The 22,484-nt window shown below is 71.4% G+C and carries 19 protein-coding genes; 9 read left to right on the plus strand and 10 right to left on the minus strand.

All coding sequences use genetic code 11. The features are described from left to right. Positions 1-67 precede the first annotated feature (67 nt). The 5 genes from WMF24_RS31700 to WMF24_RS31720 all read right to left on the minus strand — a co-directional run bounded on the left by WMF24_RS31700 (position 68) and on the right by WMF24_RS31720 (position 7,788). Positions 68-3,811, minus strand: coding sequence for an AAA family ATPase (locus tag WMF24_RS31700; RefSeq protein ID WP_437731158.1), 3,744 nt, complete (start codon positions 3,809-3,811; stop codon positions 68-70). Further along, on the minus strand, positions 3,808-4,938 hold the full coding sequence (locus tag WMF24_RS31705) for a metallophosphoesterase family protein (protein WP_437731159.1): 1,131 nt from the start codon (positions 4,936-4,938) through the stop codon (positions 3,808-3,810). The genes WMF24_RS31700 and WMF24_RS31705 overlap by 4 nt, the downstream gene beginning before the upstream one ends. Positions 4,939-5,106: 168 nt before the next feature. Beyond that, positions 5,107-6,201, minus strand: a complete 1,095-nt coding sequence (locus WMF24_RS31710; RefSeq protein ID WP_437731160.1) for a helix-turn-helix transcriptional regulator — start codon at positions 6,199-6,201, stop codon at positions 5,107-5,109. 39 nt (positions 6,202-6,240) lie between these two features. Further along, entirely contained in the window at positions 6,241-7,029 is a 789-nt protein-coding gene (locus tag WMF24_RS31715) for a GNAT family N-acyltransferase (protein WP_437731161.1), read from the minus strand. Between the two features lie 108 nt (positions 7,030-7,137). Next, positions 7,138-7,788, minus strand: a complete 651-nt coding sequence (locus WMF24_RS31720) for an iron-containing redox enzyme family protein (RefSeq protein ID WP_437731162.1) — start codon at positions 7,786-7,788, stop codon at positions 7,138-7,140. 315 nt (positions 7,789-8,103) lie between these two features. Here WMF24_RS31720 and WMF24_RS31725 point away from each other — a divergent pair, with 315 nt between their 5' ends. Beyond that, positions 8,104-8,418, plus strand: coding sequence for a response regulator transcription factor (locus tag WMF24_RS31725; RefSeq protein WP_437731163.1), 315 nt, complete (start codon positions 8,104-8,106; stop codon positions 8,416-8,418). A gap of 94 nt (positions 8,419-8,512) precedes the next feature. Next, positions 8,513-10,015: a sigma 54-interacting transcriptional regulator gene (locus WMF24_RS31730; protein WP_437731164.1), complete on the plus strand. Its 1,503-nt coding sequence runs from the start codon at positions 8,513-8,515 to the stop codon at positions 10,013-10,015. A gap of 89 nt (positions 10,016-10,104) precedes the next feature. On the opposite strand, the gene WMF24_RS31735 is transcribed toward WMF24_RS31730, so the two are convergent. Further along, entirely contained in the window at positions 10,105-10,275 is a 171-nt protein-coding gene (locus WMF24_RS31735) for a hypothetical protein (protein ID WP_437731165.1), read from the minus strand. A gap of 242 nt (positions 10,276-10,517) precedes the next feature. Here WMF24_RS31735 and WMF24_RS31740 point away from each other — a divergent pair, with 242 nt between their 5' ends. The 3 genes from WMF24_RS31740 (at position 10,518) to WMF24_RS31750 (ending at position 13,590) form a co-directional block, all read left to right on the plus strand. Then, the gene (locus WMF24_RS31740; RefSeq protein WP_437731166.1) at positions 10,518-10,757 is read left to right on the plus strand and encodes a hypothetical protein; all 240 of its coding nucleotides are present in this window, start codon (positions 10,518-10,520) and stop codon (positions 10,755-10,757) included. Positions 10,758-10,849: 92 nt separating this feature from the next. Further along, entirely contained in the window at positions 10,850-12,427 is a 1,578-nt protein-coding gene (locus WMF24_RS31745) for a TIGR04141 family sporadically distributed protein (protein WP_437731167.1), read from the plus strand. A gap of 341 nt (positions 12,428-12,768) precedes the next feature. Continuing rightward, positions 12,769-13,590, plus strand: coding sequence for an alpha/beta hydrolase (locus tag WMF24_RS31750; protein ID WP_437731168.1), 822 nt, complete (start codon positions 12,769-12,771; stop codon positions 13,588-13,590). Positions 13,591-13,694: 104 nt separating this feature from the next. Here WMF24_RS31750 and WMF24_RS31755 read toward each other — a convergent pair whose 3' ends face one another. From WMF24_RS31755 to WMF24_RS31765, 3 genes are read right to left on the minus strand one after another with little or no spacing between them, the layout of a single operon-like run. Then, entirely contained in the window at positions 13,695-14,174 is a 480-nt protein-coding gene (locus WMF24_RS31755) for a metallophosphoesterase family protein (protein WP_437731169.1), read from the minus strand. A 3-nt stretch (positions 14,175-14,177) separates the two neighbouring features. Next, positions 14,178-15,044, minus strand: coding sequence for a metallophosphoesterase family protein (locus WMF24_RS31760; RefSeq protein WP_437731170.1), 867 nt, complete (start codon positions 15,042-15,044; stop codon positions 14,178-14,180). Next, positions 15,041-16,027, minus strand: coding sequence for a hypothetical protein (locus WMF24_RS31765; RefSeq protein ID WP_437731171.1), 987 nt, complete (start codon positions 16,025-16,027; stop codon positions 15,041-15,043). The genes WMF24_RS31760 and WMF24_RS31765 overlap by 4 nt, the downstream gene beginning before the upstream one ends. Before the next feature lie 225 nt (positions 16,028-16,252). On the opposite strand from WMF24_RS31765, the gene WMF24_RS31770 reads away from it, so the two are divergent. Further along, positions 16,253-17,659 carry an NAD-dependent succinate-semialdehyde dehydrogenase gene (locus WMF24_RS31770; protein WP_437731172.1) on the plus strand — a complete coding sequence of 469 codons (1,407 nt, stop codon included), beginning with the start codon at positions 16,253-16,255 and terminating at the stop codon, positions 17,657-17,659. Between the two features lie 4 nt (positions 17,660-17,663). Next, positions 17,664-18,038 (plus strand): DUF1801 domain-containing protein, encoded by a 375-nt coding sequence (locus WMF24_RS31775; RefSeq protein ID WP_437731173.1) that lies wholly within the window; start codon positions 17,664-17,666, stop codon positions 18,036-18,038. 184 nt (positions 18,039-18,222) lie between these two features. Here the strand turns inward: WMF24_RS31775 and WMF24_RS31780 are convergent, their stop codons facing one another. Then, positions 18,223-20,688 (minus strand): substrate-binding domain-containing protein, encoded by a 2,466-nt coding sequence (locus WMF24_RS31780; protein ID WP_437731174.1) that lies wholly within the window; start codon positions 20,686-20,688, stop codon positions 18,223-18,225. A 135-nt stretch (positions 20,689-20,823) separates the two neighbouring features. Here WMF24_RS31780 and WMF24_RS31785 point away from each other — a divergent pair, with 135 nt between their 5' ends. Both WMF24_RS31785 and maiA read left to right on the plus strand, forming a co-directional pair. Further along, the gene (locus tag WMF24_RS31785) at positions 20,824-21,801 is read left to right on the plus strand and encodes a fumarylacetoacetate hydrolase family protein (RefSeq protein WP_437731175.1); all 978 of its coding nucleotides are present in this window, start codon (positions 20,824-20,826) and stop codon (positions 21,799-21,801) included. After that, positions 21,798-22,472, plus strand: coding sequence for a maleylacetoacetate isomerase (gene maiA / locus WMF24_RS31790; protein ID WP_437731176.1), 675 nt, complete (start codon positions 21,798-21,800; stop codon positions 22,470-22,472). The genes WMF24_RS31785 and maiA overlap by 4 nt, the downstream gene beginning before the upstream one ends. The last annotated feature ends 12 nt before the right edge of the window (positions 22,473-22,484 follow it).

The raw sequence follows: 22,484 nt of genomic DNA on the forward strand, positions 1-22,484 counted from the left end.
GTGGCCTGCGTCTCGCCGCCAGGGCAGCGCGTCTGTCGACGCAGAGCCCCTCGCGCGCTCGGATGCCTCAAGGAGCACGGCGCACCGCCGGCGCCTCGGCCGTCGGCTGGCGCGCCTCGCGCAGCCGGTCGAGATCGACGGCATACGACGCCTGAAATCGATCGAAGCGCGATCCGTGGCAGGTGAGCAGGATGATCTGCAGCTCGCTCGCGGCGTCCCGGAGGATCTGCACCATCGACAGGAAGCGCGCGTCGTCGGTCCACCCCATCGTGTCGTCCAGGATCAGCGGGAGAGATCGTTGATCCTTGGCCATCACGCGGGCGAGGCTCAACCGCACGATCACCGACAGCTGCTCTCGCGTGCCGCCCGAGAGCTCGTCGAACTCCTCCGCTTCGCCGCGGCGCTTGACCTTGCCGAGCTTGAGATCCAATGTCATCTCGATCTCGGTCCCGGGCCTCAGCCGAGCGAGGTACGGCTTCGCCTCCTCCACGACGGGGGCGAGGAAGATGCGTTGCGACTCTTTGTAGGCGTCCTCCACGACGGTGCGAAGGAGGCGGGCCGCGTTCGCCTCCCGCGTGATCCGCGCGAGCTCCTGCGCGGCGTCCCGCTGCTCGTCCTCTGCGTCGCGGAGCGCCTCGAACCGCCCGTCGCAGGACGCCCTCTCGAGCAGCGTCCGGCATCGCAGCTCCTCATCGTGCAGGCCGGCGAGGCGCCGCCTGTGCGCGTCGATGGCGCCCCTCGCGCGGGGCACCTCATCCCGCGCGAGCTGCGGGATCGCCTCCGCGAGCTCGGTCTCGGCGCGCTCCGCGCTCGCGCGCGCCTGGGCGTGCTCCCAGCGCGCGATCTCCGCCCGCTGGTAGAGGGCCGCATCGGCCACGGCCTCACGCAGGCCGGCGAGCCTCTCGGCCACGACGCGGCGCCGCGCGGCCCTCTCGTTCCGGGCCGCCACGAGCTCGCGGAGCCGTTGCTCTCGCGCGCGAACCGCCCTCTCCGCGCGTTCCAGCGCCTCCGCGGCGCGCTCTGCGCGGGCCTCCAGCGGGGGCAGCGCCTCGCGGGCCGCGTCCACGTCCTGCTCGAGCGCGCCGCGCTCTCTCGCCGCATCGCCTCCGGCGCGCGCCGTCGGAGCAGCGTCCACCCCTGCGAGGGCCGCGGCGCGCGCTCGCAGGGCGTCCAGCCCGTCGGGCGCCACGCTCGCGAGCCGCTCCCGCAGCTCGGCGATCCGCGCGCTCGTGAGGATCCGCGCCTGCAAGCGGGCGCGCGCGGCCCCGACGTCGGCCACCGCCGCCCGCTCCAGCGCCTCGCGAAGCCGCCGCTCGACCCCATCGACGTCGAGCTCTCGACCGACCTCGCCGGGGATGATCTCCCACACGACCTCCCCCACCGCCTCGGGGCGCATCGCGCGCTGTACGGCCCATGCGCGCTGGGGGCCCGAGGCGACCGGACCGGCGACCGCGCGCACGCGCGCCTGGCGCCGAGCGACGGCGGCGTCCGCCGCTGCGAGCGCACGCTCGAGCGTCACGAGCCGCGAGAGCGCCTCGCCGGTGATCGGGTTCTGCGCCAGCGCGACCTCGAGCCGCGCGTGACTCGCGAAGGCCTCCCTCGCCTCGGTGAGCGCCTTCTCCGACGAGACGCTTCGCCTGCGCGCCTTCTCCACGTCCGCGCGGAGCGCCTCGATGCCGTCCGGCGCCACCTTGGCGAGGCGTTCTTCGGCCTGCTCGCGGACCGCGTCGAGCTGCGCCCAGGCACGGGCTGCCTGCGCCGCGCCCTCGATGTCGGCGACCCCGAGCGCCTGGAGCATCGCGGAGAGCTCGCGCTCGCTCCGCTCTAGGGCCGCCCGGGATTTCGCGAGGTCCTTGCCGCGCGGCTCGAGCGTGATCTCGGCGATGTCATCGAGGACCACGGTGGTGCGGGCCGCCGACGTGAACGTCTCGCACGAGCCGGCCTTCACGCGCCTGGCTTGCTGCGCGCCCGCGAGCCGGACCCGCAGATCGGCGAGCGCGCGCACCTCCACGCGCGTCGCGATCGCATCGCACGACGCGCGCTGGACCGCGATGTCCCGCTCCCGCGCCCGCAGCGCATCCATCGCCGGGTCGTCGACGCGGTGCCCGGCGAGGGCGCGCACGCTCTCCTCGCGATCGCGCTCCGCTCGCATCGCCTCGTCGAGCGCGGACTCTATCCGCGCTCGCTGCGCGCGATCCGAGCTCACCCGGAGCTCGAGCGCGTCGAGCCCCTTCGGCGCGAGCTTCTTCTTGAGCGCGCCGAGCGCCTCGTATTCCTGCGCGGCCTCGGCGCGCGCCGCGCTGCTCGCCCGCGCCGCCGCCACGTCCGTGACGCCGAGCGCACGGAGCGCCTCCTCGAGCGCTGCCCGCTGTCTCTCGGCCTCCGCCAGCGCCTGCGCGAGCCCGGGGCGGGCCGGCTCGATCTCCATCTGCCCGAGCCCAGGCACGTCGATCGTCGACGCCGCGCCGACCGCGTGGACGCTCCGGCGCCCGTCCGCGGTCAGCGTGACGATGCGCGTCCCCTCGGCATCGAGCCGGGCGCGGACGGCCTTCGCCCTCTCCGTCAGGACCTCGATCTCCTCGAGCAAACGCTCGTCGAGCGTCTCCGACTCGAGGCGATGCGACGCTGCTGCGAGCTCGACGGCCACCTCCTCGGCCGCGCGCAGGTCGCTGACGACGCGGGCCGCCTCGTCGCGCCGGCGCGACCGGTCGAGGTCCGCCACGGCGGCATCCAGCGCGGCCCGCGCCTGGAGGACCGCCCCGCGCGCGCCGGCGGCGTCCTCGCGCGCGCCGGCCGCCTCGCGCTCCGCGCTCTCGATCGCCCGCGCGATCTCGGCCGCGTCCTCGTCGCAGGCGGCGATCGCCGCATCCAGCTCAGCCGCTTCGCCCGCCAGCGCAGCGCGGGCCTCCACCTCCCGCTGAGCCGCCTGGCACCTCGCCTCCGTCGTCTCGACGAGCGCGACGGCGTCGCGCGCGGTCTCCTCGAGCGCCCTCACGCGGCGCTCGGCCGCGACGGCGGCCTCTAGCTCTCGCTCGAGCTCCGGGAGCTTTCGCTCGGCGTCGCGCAGCTGCTCGCTGAGCTCCGCGTGCGTCCGCGCGAGCTCCTCGACCGCCGCCTTCGCCGCCGTGATCGCCTTCACGCGCTCGTCGGCCGCCCTGAGCCTGTCCTGCGCCGCTCGGTACTCGCCCGTCGGGCCCCTCGCGTTGATGAACAGCGCGGCGTGCTCGATCACGCGGGTGCGCAGCCGCTCGCCGTGCTTGCCGCCCAGCACCTGGCCGACCTGCTTGCCGATGACGTCCGAGAGCGCCCCGCGCACGTGCTCATCGAGGGAACCGCCCGGATCGGCCGCCGCGCTCTCGTCTTGCGCGACCCACAAGAGGCCCCAGAGCCCCATGTGGTTCCGCGAGCGGTCGCGCTTGCCGGGGCGCCGCCCTTCGAGCTGCGAGAGCAGCAGCTCCTCCGCGCTCGCGCCGTGAACCTCCGTGCCGTCGCGATGGAGGAGCACGTCGACGACCGGCTTCTCGAGGAATCGCTTGTGCACGCTGACGCGCTCGCCGCCGAGCTCCAGCTCGACCCAGATCTCCGGCGCGTTCCGCGTCCCGCGCGTCCTGAGCGACTGAACGTGTTGGTTCTCGGAGTCGTGCCGCTCGAAGAGCGCCGCGCGCAGCGCCCTGACGAGCGTGGATTTGCCCGCCTCGTTCCTGCCGCTGATCACGTTGATCCCGGCGGAGAACGGCCCGAGGTCGAACCGTCCGACCAGGTTGCCGACATCCTGCACGCTGAGGCGGACGAGCTTGATCCCCTTGTTCATGACACGGCCCTGTGCAGGCGAAGAAGGAGGCGCAATGCCTCGGCGCGCTCGACCTCCGAGGTCCCGTCGATCGGCCCGCGAAGCCGCGCGACCGCCTGACCGAGCCACCCCTCGGCGGGGAGGCTCGCCGCGTCGGCCTCGTCGGCGACGGTCTGCAGTCGTTCATCGCGCACCTGCAAGAAGCGGAAGCGGTGGCGCGCTGCCTCGACGAGCTCGTCGAGGCGGGCCCGCGTCGACGCATCGATCGCCCCCGTCAGCGTGAGCTCGAGCAGCGTGATCCCCTTGCGCGCGAACCCGTCGAGGTGGCGCTCGAGGCCGACCAGATCGGCGGCGCCGTCGAGGTGGCGCTCGGTGCTCTCCCAGACGAGGCCCGCCACGGGGCGCGGCGTCACGCGGGGCGCCGCGCCGGGGGCGTCGATCTCCACCACGAGGACGCTGCCCGGGTCCTTCTCGGTGAAGTGCGTGGCCTCCGGCGTACCCGAGTACCAGGTGCGCTCGTCGATGCGGAGGCGCCCGTGCCAGTCGCCGAGCGCGAGATAGTCGAGGCGCGCGCGGGACGCGCGATCCGCAGGGATCGCGTTGTGGACGCGCTCGCGATCGCCCGCCACCCGCTCGAGGAACTCCTTGATGCCGCCGTGGGCGACGCCGATGCGCACGTGATCGCGCGGGCCGAGCTCCGGCGTGAGGTGCTCGGTGACGTCGCCGAGGGTGTGCCGCGCGAAGAGCGGACAGCCGAGGAGCGCGACGCCCTCGCGGACGATCACCGGCTCTCGCGAGCCGAGGAGGTGGACATGGCGCGGACACTCCCGGCGCCACAGCTCGCTGCGGTAGAGGGCGTCCGAGCTGAGCGGGTCGTGGTTGCCTGGTAGGAGATAGATCGGCGCCGGGATCTCGGCCATCGCCTCGAAGGCGCCGTACAGCGTCGCCGGGCCCAGGCCGTGGTCCTCGAAGACGTCGCCGGCGACGACGATGAACTCGGCCTTGGTCTCACGGGCGACGTTGCCGATCTCGCGGAGCGTCTCGAAGCGCTGGTTGCGCACGAGCGCGCCGGCATCGCCGCGGATGAAGCGCGCGCGGAAGCCGAGCTGCCAGTCAGCGGTGTGGATGAAGCGGGTGGATGGACGCATGGCGCACCGACAAGGGCGAGACGGAGCGCGCCGGCCCTCCGGTGAGCCGGTGCCCCACGCCTCGAACGGACCCCCTGGTTTGACCGCGATCCCGCGGTCAACGCCATCGGCAGAGTTACGTACAGGGCCAGTGGCGCGGAGGCGCGGGCGCGCCCCGCGACGGCCCTGTCACGCGTCGAGCCACGCCTCGCACAGGAGCAGCATGAGCTCCCTGCGGTCCTGGACGTCGAGCTTGCTGTAGATGCTCCGGAGCTGCTTCTTCACCGTCCCCGGCGCGTTCTTCATGGCCTGGGCGATCGTCTTGTCGTCCCAGCCGCGGCCGGCCCTGGCGGCCACGGCACGCTCGCACTCCGTGAGCTTGCCTGCGAGCGCCTTGGGCACGGGTAGGATGTCCGGCACCTCGCGGAGCACCAGCGCCCAGGACGGCTCGCCCATCGGCTCGGACAAGGCGAGAAACCTCACCCTGAGGCTCGCTCCATTTCTTGCCTTCTTCCACGGCCGCGCCCCCTCCGCCCCCGCCCTCCGCGCGGCCTGCGCCTTGGCCAGCTCGGCGAGCAACGGCCCTGGCAAGCGCCCGTCCATGCGCTCGGCGGGCACGAACCACCTGTGGAGCAACCCAGCGGCCTGGGCCGTCTGGTCGAGCACCCGCCCGGAGGACCGCACGAGGACGATGGCGTGGGTCCCCTCCTCGAGGAGCGCGTCCAGGACCCTGGACCAGCGCGCCGCCTGGGCGGACAACCAGCAGTTGCGGACCGCGTGGGAGATCGAGCGTGTGAGGTCCTGCAGCACCGCCTGATCGCGCAGAGAGAACGGACGCGGTCGAGCCCGGTAAAGGGAGAGGCCGCTTTGAAAGCCGGCGCCGACGGGCAGCATGACGGCCATCACCCGCTCGATGGGCACGCCCAGCTCGCGCGACCACTGGTACAGTTCGTTCCGCCGGAGAGCCTTCCGGTCGATCATCTGATCGTCGCGCAGGACGACGCCCGGGCTCGACTGCACCGCGGTGAGCACGAAGTCCGAGCTCTCCATCCTCTCGTAGGCGCCGAAGAACGCCTTTGGCAGGCCCTTCTCGACCCAGTCGAGCTTGGCCCCGCGCTCCGGCGACGTCGTGGCCAGCGCAGCGCAGTCGGCCCCGACGAGCGGCAAGAGCAGGGAGAACGCGTCCCCCAGCAGGTCGTTCACATCGCGCACCGCCACGAGCGCGGTGCTGATCTCGAACATCGTCCCCAGATCGCGCCTCCCGATCGAGCTCCCCTTCGCCATGGGCCCCAGACTACCACGGGCCCGCGGCGCGGCGGCAGCTCAGCGGCGGTCGAGGGCGCGCTGAAACGCCTCGGTGCGCACGGCGTCGGCGAGGTCGACGACGAGCGGCAGCGAGCACACGGTGTAGCCCCGCTCCCGGATGGGCCGGCCCATGTAGCGCGCCGCGAGGCGACCGAACGCCGACAGCGTACGCGGCAGCCGCAGCCCCCGGAGGTCGCCGGCGCGCGCCCGGGCGCGCTCCGCCGGCGTGTAGAACGGCTGCACCGAAGCCCCAGATGCGCTGGCATCCGGCCTCGACACGACGCGCCACCGAGGGCTCACGAGGCCGTCGCGCTCCGCGATCCGGTATGCGATCTCCGCGTCCTCGAGCGCGTCGGTCTCCGCATTGCCCGCGCCGACCCAGTGAGTCAGCCCGACGCGCAGGCTCTCGCGCACCATGGCGAGGTAGAGCGCGCACAGCACCGCCGCGCCTCGGTGCTCCGGGACCACGCACATCCGCGACACCTCCGCGACCGACACCCCGGCCCGCACGAACGGGCCGAGGTCGTAGCGCGCGGCGAGATCGACCCCGAGCGGCTGGCCGATCCTCCGCGCCACGCCCGGGTTCGGGCGGATGAGGCGCGCCGCCGCCGCCGGGACGCCGTCGACGTAGGCGACGAAGTGGAGCGTCGTCTCCAGATCGTCATACCCGTCCATCTCCCGATCGAGCGTCGAGGCGTGACGGCTGACGAGGCCTTTCTCCTTCACGAACACACGACATCGGACGCCCTGTGCGTCCGCGATCATCGCCTGGGTGTCGGCGACACCGGCACGAATCTGCTTCTTCATGGCTCCTCCGCAACAGGTCTGTTTGGAGCGGGCAGGCGGGGGCGCTGGCGGCGCGCGCCGTCAGCGCCCCGCCCCGGCGACCGCTCGTTGTCCTCGAGCGCCGCGGGCTCAGCGAGGCGGCGAGAAGAATCCGGGGAAGTACTGCCGCGTGCGGCGCGCCGAGCGCACGATCGCCTCGGTGTCCGACGTCGCCGTGAAGCAGCGCAGGGCGCCGGCGAGCCGCTCGATGTGGCCGCCGTCCTCCTCGGCGTGCCCGCGCAGGAACGTCACGGCCCCCTCGATGCCGGGGATACGGCTCCTCCGGAGGAGGTTCTGGACGGCGACGGGCGCCAGCCGCGCCGACAGCGCCTCGAGCACGTAGGCGGTGCCGAGGAAGGCCGCGCCGCACCCCTCCCGCGCCTCGAACCGGTGCGTGTAGATGTACGCCTGGACGGCGATGTTCGGCCCCGCGTCGTTCGCCCCGAGTCCGAGCGCGACGCGATCGTTCCGCGCCCACGCCTCGTGTCCGGCTTCCTCTTCGGACTTGTCGATCAGCAGGCGCGCGAGCGACGGGTGCTGGTCCGTCGCCAGCAGGCGCTCGCCCGAGGCGCGGAGCAGCTCGTGCGCCACCCCGACGTAGTGCTGCGTTTGCTCGAGGTAAGCCGCATAGCGTCCGGCGGTGATGGTCCCGTCGAAGAGCGTCCGCGCGACGGGGTGCTCATCGAGGCTCTCGATCAGCTTGTCTGTCTCTCGATCAAGACGGAAAACGAGATCTTTCATGGCGTGGTGCCTCCCGGACGGCGAGGCGGGAGCCCTCCTGTGGGCCCGTCACGTCCGCCGTCGTCGGGGGGCGATGGAGCAGCCGGCGATCCATCGACAAAACAATGTAGAATCAATCAGTTACACGCTCGCACAGCCGGCGCTCATGGCCCTATTTGCTGCAGGTTGCAGCAGCCTGCGGCGCGCTCGCCGGGCCCGCGCCCTTACCCCGAGCGGGGGATGGTCTCCGTCGGCCTGGGGACCGACGATCGGGTGGTGAGAGCGGCGCCGGCGGCTCGACCGTGCGGCGCCCGGGAGCGAACAGCCATGCCGTCGATGAGACCGAATCGAACCTTTCCCGCCAGCCCTCGCTGCGACCTCCGAGCGCGCAGCGCGAAGCGGCGCGCGCCCCTGCGCGCGCTCACCGATCCACCGGGGAGCCCGACGCTCACGCCTCGCCAGCGCGAGGTGGTCGAGCTGCTCGTCGGGACGGGCCTTTCGTACAAACAGATCGCCGCCCGGCTCGCCCGGAGCGAGGGGACAATCCGGACGCACACGGAGAGGATCTACCGCGCGTTCGGCGTCCACTCGCGCCTCGAGCTCATCGTCGCCCATCGGTCGCTGCAGGACGCGCGCTCCGATGCCGCTTGACCGTTCCCTGACGCCGTTGCCCATCGGATCGCCGGGGCTGTTAAGCTCCTCCCCGGTACGCGCGGCGTCTCTCTCGATGCCAAGGAGAACCCTCATGGCGCTCAAGGCCGAGCTCGACCTCGACCCCGAGCTCACACAACGATTGCTGAAATTGGCAAGAATGGATGATGACGTGCTCATCACCGGTCCAAGCGGCTCGGGCAAGAGCGCGCTGGCGCAGTGGATACACGACCGGAGCGCCCGCCGGGGCAAGCAGCTCGTCGTCCAGAACTGCGGCGCGATCCCCAAGGGGCTGGAGGAGAGCACCCTCTTCGGCCACGAGCGCGGGGCGTTCACGCACGCATACCAGGCGACGGACGGCATCGTGAAGAGGGCGGACGGCGGGACGCTCTTCCTCGACGAGATCGGCGAGCTCCCGCTCGCCGTTCAGGTCAAGCTGCTCACGCTGCTTCAAGAGCGCAAGTATCGCCGGGTGGGCAGCGTCGACGATCTCAGCGCGAGCTTCCGGCTCATCGCCGCCACGAACAGGGATTTATTGGAGCTGTGCAATCAGGAGCGTTTCCGCGAAGATCTTTATCACCGCATCAACGTCCTCCCGATCACCCTCGGCCCATTGCGCGACGCTCCGGAGCGGGCCGTGCGGATCGCGACGGAGATCCTCAAGACCTCGACCGTGTCTCCGGAGCGCGCGGCCGACGTGCTGTCCGCGGTGCGGCGCCTGGCGCGCCACCCGGCGGCGTGGCCTGGCAACATCCGAGAGCTCGGCACGTTCGTGAAGCGCTGCCAGCTCGACGAGGTCGAGGATGTAGAGCGCTGGATCCTCGCCGAGTGGGCGCGCCGGCGGACGCCCGAGAGCGCGGATCGCCTCACCGCCTTCGCGCCGAGCGTGAGCCCGTCCCTGGACGACCGGAAGCGCTATGCGGGGATGATCCACGATCTCGCGGCGCGCGGGCCTCGTCCCAAGGCCGCGGCGTCCCGGAAAGGGTCGCAGGATCTCGCGTCCCGCCTCCTCGACGTCTTTCCCGAGCCGCTCTCCCTCGACGAGGTCCAGGCGGTGCTCGGGGCGCGCGACCGGCGCACGCTCGACGACAACGTAGACCTCCTGGAGCGACACGGTTTGATCCAGACCGTCGCGCGGGGCATCGTGGCGATATGGCCGCCGGCGACGTCGGCGGTCGTGGGCCGCCGTCGGGGCACGTGGATCCCGGCCGGAACCGGCGAGATCCTCTCCCTCGCCAGCGGCGATCGGGTTCGGATCGAGCTCACCTCAAGGTGCGCCGGCAGGCTCGGCATCGTGCTCGTCACCCACCGCCCAGGAGGCTCGCCGGCGCCGAACGTCCTCGTCGAAGGCAAGGAGCTGATCGCGTCGAAGCCCACGACGCTGGAGTTCGAGCTCGACGGTGCGGGCGGAATCGAGCAGTTCTTGCTCCACATAGGCCCCTCCGCGCGCCGCGGCGGCCACCTCGTCGAGACGACGCTGGACGAGGCGATCATGCCCGACTCTGCCGCGCTGGAGCAAGGTCGCCGCATGGTGCTGACTCGGTGGGGTCAAGGGTGGTTGGCCGAGCACCTCGTGTTCCACATGCAAGGCGAGTGAGCGGGGCCACGGGGGGCGGCGCGCTGACACCGCACGTCTGAAATCCCGCCGGGAGTCCGGCTATCTGCCCGGATTCCCGGCGGGCGGAGCTAACCGAGCCTTTCGCACTCGGAGCAGTGCTTCTTGCCCCCCCTCCCCCGCAACCGGTGCTCGGGCTTGATCGCCTTACCGAACTTGCACTCACTCTGATCATGATACACCTCCCGGTGCTCGGGCGGGTACTGGGGGGTGCTCGTGTTGAACTCTTCCACCTTGGCCATGAAAACCTCCTGAGCGGAGCGCGCACGAGCGACCGTATCGCGCATTGCGCGGTTCGACTCCAGGGATCGTAGTCGGCCACGCCCTCGAAGCTATACGCAGATCTGCGTCTGGGAGCGGCCCGAACGGAGGACATACTGTTCAGGGCACGCGGAGCGCGCTGGATCTCGGAGCGTGCCAGCACCAGGCGCCGGCCTGGGGTCGAGCGCTCGACCCGGCGTGCGCCGACGAAGGGAGGCAGACCTTGAGCTCAAATCACATCAAGTACCGCAACCTCGGAGGAAACTCCGGAGTAGACACGTACAAGATCGAAGAGGAATCGATCGAGATCACGTTCAAGGGAGGCAGCACCTATCTCTATACGTACCAAGCCCCAGGCAGATACCACGTCGAACAAATGAAGCTCCTCGCGCGCAGCGGACGAGGCCTGAACGCCTTCATCAACATCTACGTGAAGGACAACTACGCCAAGAAACTACGGTAATACGCGCAGCTCAACGCCACCCAACACGCAGACGAAGCACGCGGCTCCCGATGCCGAACGGCAAGGATCAGCTCTATGAAAGGGTCAGCGCCATGAAAGTGAAGGTCCGCCCGCTGAACATCAGACTTCTCAAGCCGAGCCTGGTCGCCGCTAGAGACGCATTCCGGGACCCGACGGCGCTGATCCAACATTCCCTCAAGAAGAACATTGGCTTCAAGGCTTCTCTATTCCTCCCCGCCGTTCCTTCACGCAAGCCGCCCGCCTGGGTCGACCTGCTCAACGAAGGGGTCAGGTCAACCCTCTCCCTCGTCAACGCCACCTCGTCGGCGGTGCTGCTCGTGGAGACCAGCCAACGGTTCTTCGCGATAAGCTTCGGGTATGGGAGCAACCTGCTGCGCCAGGAGCTCATCGAGCGAGATTTCGGTCTCAAGGTTGCCCTCAACACAGTCGACCCCGACGCGCTTCGCAGCGTCGACATGCACACCATGGAAGACCTGACGTTGCACACGAGACGTCAAGCGAGCATGGGCTCCCGTTTGCCGACGTTCGGGCTCGATGTCACGCGGGATCTCATGCGATCCGTCACCGGTCGGCCGAGAGACCCGAACATCGGCAGGCAGGTCACAGGCAGCGACGCCCTCGTCCTCAACGCAGAGATCGCGTTCACTGGCATCGGCGTCAAGTGCGACCGGCTGCTTCATGAGTATGGCAAGAAGGACTACCTCAAAGAGTTCGCATTCGTCGACTACGTTCGAAAGATTCGCGACACCAACTTAGGAGGCGAGCTCGACCAGCTGCTGATCCAGGAGCTACGCGCTGGCACCTCGACGAACGCTTACCTCGCCGCCCCGAAGCCCATCGAGTGGGATCGGTTCGCGGCATTCAATTACTCCACCGAGGGCCACGCGGACGATCACCCCGATTTGGATCTCGCGCACTACCTCGGCACGATAGACACAGGCGCGCTCTCCATCAGCAAAATAAGGCGCGATCGCGTAGGAGTAAAGTACGCCGATGCTGACGTCACACGAGAGAAATGGTCTATCTATGACGCACTTGTGTACGAGGTGACACACAAGGACACTCTCTACGCGTTGTCGGCCGGAGAGTGGTACGTCATCGAGCCAAGTTACGCGCGACGCATAGAGAGCGACATCAAGCAAATTCCCACTTCCGGGCTGAAGCTGCCCGCCGCGAATCCGGACGAGGTGGAGAAGGACTACAACGAGCGCGTCTCCGCCACGATGAAGGACATTGCGCTCCTCGATCGTGGGAACAGGAGCGTCACTGGTGCCAACACTCCGATTGAATGCTGCGACCTTCTCACGCTCGGTGGACAGCTCGTACACGTGAAGAGGAAGACTCGGTCCTCGACGCTCAGCCACCTTTTCTCGCAAGGCATCGCCTCGGCCGAAGCGCTCTTCTGGGACGATGGGTACCGCAAGAAGGTCGTCTCGCTGCTGAAAGGCCACCCCGCCCATGCCCGCCTGCTCGCAGCTCCCACGTTCAATGCCGCGTCGTTCGAGATCGTGTACGCCGTCATCACCAAGCGCACCCCCACCTGGCCCGCATCTCTCCCATTCCTGAGCCAGCTCAATCTCGCAAACGCAGCAAGGATTTTGCGACGAATGGGCTACAAGGTTTCCTTGCTGAGAATTGACGCACCGTGACCCTAGCCCTCCCGCGCGAAGCAAGAGCTCGGCCAATGGCACGTCTCGTGCGCGCGCTGCCTGGGTTCGACCCGGGCACGCTCGCGCGGGTCCTCTCGATCGCCGAGGAGCAAGCAAGCGCATCTGTCGCTCGAGGCGCGACGACAGCGCCAGGCACGGCGAGCCCGCGGTGCAAGGCGTCGTCGCGACCGCGTAGGCGACCTTCGTGCCGCGCCCCCCGCCTCCCTGCCGCCCTGCCGCCCTGCCGCCCTCGGGGGCATCCATCCCAGGTACCTTTCTGCTCCGGCACGACGTATTTTGCGCGCCCACTGCCCCCGCCGCTCTCGGCAGAACGGTGAGCCATGCCGATTGACCAGCCCAGCAGCTCCCTCGATCAGCTCCTCCGCGCGCTCGACGCGGATCCCCGCGCCGCCAGCGTCTTCTACCCCAGGCGCGCGAGCACGCGACCGCCCCCCGGCGCGTCCGACCACGACATCCCGGTGGCCCCCGGCGTGACGCTCGGGGCGCGCTGGCACCTGTCCGACCCGCGGAAGCCTACCGTGCTCGCCTTCCACGGCAACGGCGAGACCGTCCCCGATTACGACGACATCGCCGAGATGTGGCAGCAGCTCGGTCTCAACTTCTTCATCGTCGATTACCGCGGCTACGGCTGGAGCGGCGGGCGGCCGTCGCTGCGCTCGCTCCACGACGACCCGGCGCAGGTCGCCGCCTTCTTCGAGCGGGAGCTCGCCGAGAAGGCCCGCGAGGCGGGCCTCGACCGGCCGCCGACACCGCTGCTCTTCGGCCGCTCGCTCGGCAGCTCGCCCGCGTCGCGCATCGCCAAAGACCGCGGCGGCGCGTACCGCGCGCTGATCCTCGAGAGCGGATTCAGCGACGTGCGGCACCTGCTCGCCCTGTTCCAGATCGACCTCGGCGACTTGCGCGACGAGGCGCACCGGCGCCTCTCGAGCTCGGAGATCCTGAGGCAGGTCGAGATCCCGGTCCTCACCCTGCACGGCGCGCACGACAGCCTGCTCCCGCCGTTCCACGCCCGCGAGAACCACGCGGCCGTCCCGCACGAGAAGAAGGCGCTCTGCCTCATCGACGGCGCCGGCCACAACGACATCCTCTCGTTCGCGGACGACTATTTCGGGGCGATACGCGACTTCCTGCAGAAGCACTGAGACCGCGGCGCGCCTCTCAGAGGCACCCGGACCGCGGCGCGCCTCTCAGAGGCACTGAGACCGCGACACGCCTCTCAGAGGCACCCAGACCGCGGTGCGCGCCCCTACGGCGCTCGGTTCCCGATCTCCACGATCTCGGCCATCACCGCGGCGCCCCGCACGACCACCCGCGCCACCGACAGCGGCAGCTTGAAGCGGCGAGGACCCGCGCTGCCGGGGTTGAGGTAGAGCACGCCGCCCTGCTCACGGATCCCCGGCCGGTGCGAGTGCCCCGCCACCACCGCCGTCGGCGGCGGCGCGCCGGGGTCGAGCTCGAGCTCCTTGACGTCGTGCAGCATGAACAGCGTCGCGTCCGCCACGCGCACCGTCGCCCGCTCGGGCAAGCCGTCCGCCCAGCGCCCGTGATCGTTGTTGCCGCGCACCGCCGTCACGGGCGCGATCGCCGCGAGCGCGGCAAGCACCTCGGGGCCGCCGATGTCGCCCGCGTGAAGGATCAGCTCCGAGCCCGCGAGCGCGGCGAGCGCCTCCGGGCGCACAAGCCCGTGCGTGTCCGAGATGACCCCGACCCGGTGCTCCCGCGGCACGCGTCACACCTCGACAAGGAGGAACGGCCTCCCGGTCAGCTTCTTGAGCAGCGGCATCGCCACGTTGTAGACCGGGGTCCCCTTCGGCGTCCGCCCCTCGAGCGCTCCGTGGTGCGCGTGGCCGTGGAAGACAACGTCGGCGCCGTAGAGATCGATCGGCGCGACAAGGCGGCTCGTCCCAAGGAAAGGCCTGATCTCCACGTTCTCCCCGACCGTCGTGTCGAGCACCGGCGTGTAGTGCATGATCACGACCCGCTTGTCGGTGTCGAGCTGGGACAGCGCCGCCTCGAGCTTCAGCGCCTCGGTCACGGCCTCCTGGACGAACGCCTTGAGCGGCCCCTCGCCGAACGCCTGCAGGGTCGCGTTCCCGAAGCCGCCCATGAAGCCCTTCACGCCGGCCACCCCGACGTCGTCGCGCAGGATCAGGTGATCGCCGTCGAGCACCTCGACCCCAGCCTCGCCGAGCAGCCGCGCGATCTCCGCGCTCGCGCCGCGATCGAGGTCGTGGTTGCCGAGCACGGCCGCGCACGGCACCGAGAGCCCGGAGAGCGCGTCGGCCAGCACCTTCGCCTCCTCGGGATAGCCACGATCGGTGAGGTCGCCGCAGAGCACGAGCACCTCCGCCTCGGCGTTCACCGCCCGCACCAGCTCGCGCATCCTGCCGCCGTGCTCCGGCCGGCAATGCAGGTCGGAGGCCGCCGCGACGCGGCGCTTGCCGGGCCCGCCGCCCTCGCCGCCCGCGCCGCCCGCGCCGCCCGCGCCGCCCGCGCCGCCTGTGCCACCCGCGCCGCCGTTGCCCCCCGCGCCGCCGTTGCCCCCCGCGCCGCCGTTGCCGCCGCCGGCGCCGTTCCCCCCCGCGACGGCGCTCATGGCCCCGGCTTGCGAAGCCGCGCCGCCTCGGCCTCCGCCCCCGCGCGCTCCTGGCCGCCCGGCTCCCCCCGGCCGCGGCGCTGCCGCGCCCCGTGCCGCCGACGTTTCCGGCACAGCGGCGCCCGCGCCACCTGAAGCTCGGGCGCGAGCGCCGGGGGCGCCGTCACGAGGCCGAGCTGCTCGTAATCGTGGGTGTACTGCCGCCGGCTGATCAGGTTCCCCCGGCAGACCCGGACCGGCGCGTCGCCGGCCCGCGATTGCTCCAGCGTGCGACGGCAGAGCTCCTCGACGAGCCACCCGGGCACCCGGCTCCGCGCGCCGGGGTAGACGAAGCGGTACAGCGTGAGGTGCGCGAGCAACACCTCCCAGTGCGGGCCGAAGCGCGCGAGGAGCCGCTCCCAGTCCATCTCGTCGCCGCACGCGTAGATGAGGTGATTCACGTCCGCCCCGTCGTACCGCTCCCGCTCGTCCACGAACGCCTTCGTGTAGATGATCTCCTCGGCCGGCGCGATGAGGCACGAGTGCCCAAGGATCGTGGCCGGACGCGCGTGCTCGAACCAGCCGCCGTCCACCACCGCCAGGCCGTTGCTCGACGAGAAGATGAGATCGATGAATCGATCGCCCGCGTACGCCTTGCCGATCCACCGCGGATCGAGCAGCTCCGTCTCGAACCCGGCCCGCTCGAGCGCCCGGAACGCCGCCGGCAGGTCCCGCTCCTCCAGCATCACGTCGAGATCCTTCGTATCCCGGAAGATGCCGGTGTACGCAAAGAAGGCATACGCGCCCGCCACCATGAACGGCACACCGGCGCACACGAGCGACTCCAGCGCCCTTACCCGCACCTCCAGCTCGCCCGCACAGGAGAGCAGGCCGGCGGCGTCATCGACCGAGGGCGGCAGCGCCGAGCGCTCGCCGGCGCGGGCCGCCCAGGCTGAAGCGGCGCGCTCTGCGTCGTTCGCGGCAGGGGATCCGCTGCGGACCATCCCCCTCTGCCTAATGAACAGGACGTGCGATGGCGACCCCCCTCCGCCCTCACGCGCCGCCGGGCGCGCCGGGCGAAGGAAGGCGGACGATGCGCGGGCCGCCGTCGCTGGCCATTGCAAGGAGAGGCGGGTCTGGACCAAGCTCGCCTGCCGGGATCGCTCGGCGCGCTCTGCGCAGGCAGGCGACGGGGCGCGGCCCCCGGCGCTCGAAGAGGAGGCACATCCGTGAACACCGCGATCGCGACGATCAACCCGGCGACAGGAGAGACGCTCGAGACGTTCGAGCCGCTCTCGTCGGCGGCGCTGGAGCAGAAGGTGGCGCGCGCGCACGCCGCGTTCCGCAGCTTCCGACGGACCGAGGTCGCCGAGCGGGCCGAGAGGCTCCGCCGCGCGGCCGAGATCCTGGAGGCAGAGAAGGAGCAGCTCGGGCGGCTGATGACGCTCGAGATGGGCAAGACCATCGGCTCCGCCATCGCCGAGGCCCAGAAGTGCGCGACCGTGTGCCGCTACTACGCCGACAACGCCGAGCGCCTGCTCGCCCCCGAGGAGGTCGCGACCGACGCGGGCAAGAGCTACGTGGCGTTCCAGCCGCTCGGCCCGGTGCTCGCCATCATGCCGTGGAACTTCCCGTTCTGGCAGGTCTTCCGCTTCGCGGCGCCCGCGCTCGTCGCCGGCAACGTCGGCCTCCTCAAACACGCGTCGAACGTGCCCCGCTGCGCGCTCGCGATCGAGGACGTCCTGCGCCGCGCCGGCTTCCCGGAGGGGGTCTTCCAGGCGCTGCTCGTCGGGACCGACGCGGTGCCGCGCCTGCTCGCCGACCCGCGCGTCGCGGCCGCGACGCTCACCGGCAGTGAGAACGCGGGGCGCAGCGTCGGCGCCCACGCGGGCAAGCACCTGAAGAAGGTCGTGCTGGAGCTCGGCGGCAGCGACCCGTTCATCGTCCTGCCGAGCGCCGACCTCAACGCGGCCGTCGGGACCGCGATCAAGGCGCGCATCATCAACAACGGTCAGTCGTGCATCGCGGCGAAGCGCTTCATCGTGCACGAGTCGATCGTGCCGGAGTTCGAGCAGCGCTTCGTCGCCGCCATGCGGCGGCTCCGGGTCGGCGACCCGATGGACCCGTCCGTCGACGTCGGGCCGCTCGCCACGCCGCAGATCGCCGCGGAGCTCGAGGAGCAGGTGCGCGCGTCGGTGGCCGCGGGCGCGCTCCTGCTCACCGGGGGCAAGCGGCTGAAGGGACCGGGCAACTACTTCCCGCCGACCGTGCTCACCGACGTGCGGAGCCCCTCCCCCGCCGCCGACGACGAGCTCTTCGGCCCGGTCGCCGCGGTCTTCCGCGTCACGGACATCGACGAGGCCATCGAGATGGCGAACTCCACCCGCTTCGGGCTCGGGGCGAGCGTCTGGACCCGCGACCCCGCCGAGCGCGAGCGGCTCATCGACGAGATCGAGGCCGGCCAGGTGTTCGTCAACGGGATGGTCGTGTCCGATCCGCGGCTGCCGTTCGGCGGGGTCAAGATGTCCGGCCACGGCCGCGAGCTCTCGTCGTACGGCCTGCGCGAGTTCGTGAACATCAAGACCGTCTGGATCGCGAAGGACGAGCGGCCGAGAGGCCTGCCCGCAACCGAGTAACACCGTGTCGGACGACCCGGCCGTGGCCGCTCTGCTGAGCGAGTATCCCCCCGCGGCGCAGCAGCTCACCTTGCGCGTGCGCAAGCTGCTCCTCCGCATCATCCCCGACGTGCACGAGCACGTCTATCCGGGCTGGCGAATCATCAGCTTCCGGATGGGCGACGGGCACAAACACCAGATCTGCTGGCTCGCCCCGCAGCGCTTCGGCGTGAACCTCGGGTTCGAGCAGGGCGCCGAGCTGCCCGATCCGAACGGCCTGCTCACCGGCAACGCCAAGCAGGCAAGGAACGTCCACATCCGCTCCGCCAGCGACGTGGACGTGCCGAAGATCGCCGCGCTCGTCGCAGCCGCCATCGAGCTCCACCGGGACCGCCGCTGATCGCGGCCGGGGCCAGAGCGACAAACGGGTTGAGCCCGCCTGAGACGAGCAGAACGTCGAACCGCCAGGACGCCAAGGACGCCAAGGACGCCAAGGACGCCAAGAAGAAGACAATGTCTTGGCGCCCTTGGCGCCCTTGGCGCCTTGGCGTTTCATTTGTCGCTCGATCAACGTGATCGTTGCTCTAGCCGCGCCGGTAGACGACGCGGCCGCCCGTCTTGCCGAGCGCGTACGAGAACCCGAGCTCCAGCGTGGAGCGGGTGACGATGCCGTCGAGCTCGATCCCCTGCTCGACCATGAGCCGCGCCGCCTCCGGCGCGATGCCGACGAGCACCACCTCGGACCCGAGCATCGCGGCGGCGCGCGCCGCCTGCGCGAGGTGGCTCGCGGCGCTCGCGTCGACGACCGCCATGCCGGTGACGTCGATGAGCACGACGCGCGCCCGGTGGTCCGAGATCTCCTGCAGCATCACCTCGAGGAAGCGGCCGGACCGCTGCGCGTCCAGCGCGCCGACGATCGGCATCACGAGGACGCCCGGCGCGATCGGCACCACCGGGCTCGACATCCGGGCGATCGTGTCGAGCAGCGCCTCCTGACGGCGGCTCAGCGACTCGAGCTCCCGCGTCCGCTCCTTGATCCGCGAGAGCAGCCGCGCGTTCTCGAGCACGACGGCCGCCACGGCGGCCACGCGCTCGAGCAGCGCGAGGTCGGCCGGCGAGCACGCGTCGGGCTGCGGGCTGCCCAGCACGAGCACGCCGAGGACGGCGTCCCGCGAGAGCAGCGGCACGCCGACCATCGTTCGCGCGCCGCCCCAGCGGGCCTCGGCGACGTCGCTGAAGCCCTGGTACTCGCTCGACGCGGTGTCGATGACGAGCGAGCAGCACGCGCTCATCACCCGGCCCACGAGCGAGTCGTCCGCGACCGGCGCGCGCTCGTCGTTGACCAGGCACTCGCGCTCGGCCATCCCGATCACGAGGAACTCGAGCGCCTTGCCGCCGTTCGCGGCGCCCAGCTTGCGGTTCGCGATCCGGCGGGCGGCGCTCATGGCGAGGTGCTCCGACAGGGCGATCGAGGACGGCGTGCGCTCGACCGTCACGAGATCGACCCCCGTGTCGACGGTGCGCGACGCCGGCAGGTCCGCGAGCGCCGCCGCGACGCCGCGCGTGGCCATGTCGTGGAGCGCCTGCACGCCGCGGTAGCCCATGTCGTACTCGCGCTGCACGACGGCGGCGTGGATCACCCCCTCCTGGAGCATCGCCAGCGTGGCGGTGATGAGATCGAAGGCGATGAGCTTCATGTCCCCGGACCGCCCGAGCGCCATCGACGCCTGGCCGAGGCCCGGACCGTTCTCGCTGCACACCCCGAAGGCGCCGGCGAGCTGCGGCTTCGACCGCACCACCTCGAAGGCGAGCTCTGTCGCGCGATCCGGGTCGAACAGGTTCTCCGAGAGCGAGTCGACGCGGATCGCCGAGCCGGCGATCGCCTCACGGAAGCCCTCGATGCGGGCGCGGGCGTTGCCCACCGCGGCGGAGGCCACCTGGATGGCGACGTCGCCCCCCTGCGGCAGGAGCCGCAGCATCGCCTCGCCCGCGATGCGCCCGGCGGCCCGGTTGTCGGTCCCGATGTAGAGCGAGCAGGCGCTCCCCTCGACGGGCGGCGAGTCGATGGCGACGACGGGGATGCCCGCCTCCGCCGCGCGCCGGATCACCGGCTCCAGCGCCGCGGGGTCGATGGGCGCGATCGCGATCCCGCTGACCCGCCGGCGGATCCCCTCCTCGAGGAACGCCTCCTGGGCCGCGGGCCCGGACGCCATGCCGATCTTGAACTCCACAGCGACCCGGAGGTCGCGCCCCGCGGCCAGCGCGCCGTCGCGCACGTTGTTCCAGTACGCCGTCAGCGGCCGGCGCGGCGCCCTGTAAAGGCGGATCGTCCGCCGGTCGTGCGGGCCCTCTGCGCCGTCGTCCGCGCGGCCCGCGCTCCCCGCGCTCCCCGCATTGGCCGCGTCGTCGAGGATGGCGAGGTCGATCGTGCTCCAGCGCGGGCCCGTCTGCACGCTGCGGATGCCGTCCGCGACCGTCTCGATGAGCTCGAGGAGGTCGACCGACTCGGCGACCGCGCTCAGCACCTCCTCGAGGAGGCGCAGCTCCTGCGCGACCTGCGCCTTCTCCTCGAAGAGGCCGCGCCGCTCGAGCGCGGCGCCCGCGCTCTCCACGACGGACTCGACGAGCGCGCGGTAGGGGCCGGAGAGCGGCGTCGCGTCCGGCTGCTCCAGCGCGAGGTAGGCGCCCGGCGCGCCGAACAGCGGCACCGGCACGACGAGCACGTGCGCGCCCTCGAGCGGCCAGCCGGGCCGCTCCGCGACCTCGGGCAGGTGCGCCCGGTACCACGCGGCCGCGGGGACGATGCACGGCCCGCGCGCCGCCTCGGGCGCCGCGGCCGGCCCGAACGGCGCCGACGCGGCGAGCAGCCCGCCGTCGGACGGCGTGCGGAGGCGGCCCGGGAGGATGCCGTCGAGCCCCACGGCCGCCCTGTACACGAGGCGCCGCCCCGCGCGCACGAGCAGGCTGCCGCGCTGCGCGCCCGGGAGGCTGGACATGGCGCGCTGCACAAGGTGGTGGAGCGTCGAGAAAACATCGAGTCCGGTGTTCATGCGGATCCGTTCAGCCGGTCACACTCGTCGCGCAGGGCACAAGGCGGCACGCGCCCTAGCAGGCGTGACTGGCCTCGTGCTTGTCAAGCAGAGACGATGAGCGCACCGTAGCGCGACGAGGAGCTCGCACCCCGCATGAAGCTCGCCTCTCTCCGCGGCCCCGGCCGCGACGGTACGCTCGTCGTCGTCCGCCGGGACGGGCTCGCCTACGCGCCCGCAGGCGCGGATTTCCCCACGATGCAGGCCGCGCTCGACGACTGGGACCGCGCCGAGCCGGCGCTCCGCCGCCTCGCCGGCGCGATCGAGCGCGGCGAAGCGGCCGCCATGCCGCTGGCCGTCGAAGAGCTCGCCGCGCCCCTGCCGCGCGCGTACGAGTGGGTCGACGGCTCCGCGTACATCCATCACATCGTGCTCGTGCGCAAGGCGCGCGGCGCGGAGCCCCCCGAGACGCTGACGACCGATCCGCTCGTGTACCAGGGCGGCTCCGGCGTCCTGCTCGGGCCGACTGACGACATCGTCCTGGCCGACGAGGCGTGGGGCCTCGATTTCGAGGCCGAGGTCTGCGTCGTCCTCGGCGACACCCCCGAGGGCGCCCGCCGCGACGAGGCGCACCGGTACATCCGCCTCTTCCTCCTGGCGAACGACGTGACGCTGCGCAACCTCGTGCCCGCGGAGCTCGCGAAGGGGTTCGGGTTCTTCTGCTCGAAGCCCGCCACGGCGTTCTCGCCGTTCGCGATCACGCCGGACGAGCTCGGCGACGCCTTCCGCGACGGGCGCGTCCACCTGCGGCTGCGCTCGACCTACAACGGCGCGCTCGTCGGCGATCCCGAGGCCGGCCCGGAGATGCACTTCTCGTTCTTCGACCTCATCGCGCACATCGCGAGGACCCGGAGCTTCACGGCCGGGACGATCCTCGGCAGCGGCACCGTGTCCAACAAGGACCCGGCGCGCGGGGTGTCGTGCCTCGCCGAGAAGCGCATGCTCGAGATCCTCGCGGACGGCGCGGCCAGGACGCCCTTCATGAAGCCAGGAGACACGATCATGATCGAGATGCTGAATCGCGCGGGAGATAGCTTGTTCGGGCGCATCGCGCAGCGGGTGGTGGCCCGATGAGCGCCGCGATCCAGGGGATCACGCTGTATGGATACTGGCGCAGCTCGTGCAGCTGGCGCGTGCGCATCGCCCTCGCCCACAAGGGGATCGAGCACGCGTACCGGCCGGTGAACCTGGTGCAGGGCGGCGGCGAGCAGCTCCGCGACGACTACCGGGCCAAGAACCCGATGGCGCAGGTGCCGCTCCTCGAGTTCGAGCAGGGCGGCGCCGTCCGCCGCGTGGCGCAGTCGGTGGCGATCATCGAGCTGCTCGAGGAGCTGTATCCGTCGCCGCCGCTCCTGCCCGCGGACCCGTACCTGCGCGCCAGGGCGCGGCAGCTCGCGGAGATGATCAACGCCGGCACCCAGCCGATGCAGAACACCGCCACCCTGAAGTACGTGCAGGGCGAGCTGGGCGGCGACCACCGGGCCTTCGCCCGGCGCTTCATCGGGTCGGGCCTCGCCGCGTTCCAGGCGGCGGCGAGCGAGCACGCCGGGCGGTTCTGCGTTGGCGACGAGGTCACGGTGGCGGACGTGTTCCTCGTGCCCCAGCTTTACAATGCGCGGCGCTACGAGGTCGATCTCGCGCCGCTCTCGACGCTCACGCGCATCGAGGCGGCGTGCATGGCGCTGCCCGCCTTCCAGGCCGCCCACGCCGACCGCCAGGCCGACGCGGTGCCGGACGGCGCGTAGCGCGACCCAGCG

The sequence above is a fragment of the Sorangium sp. So ce1335 genome (assembly GCF_051521615.1).
Lineage (GTDB): Bacteria > Myxococcota_A > Polyangia > Polyangiales > Polyangiaceae > Sorangium.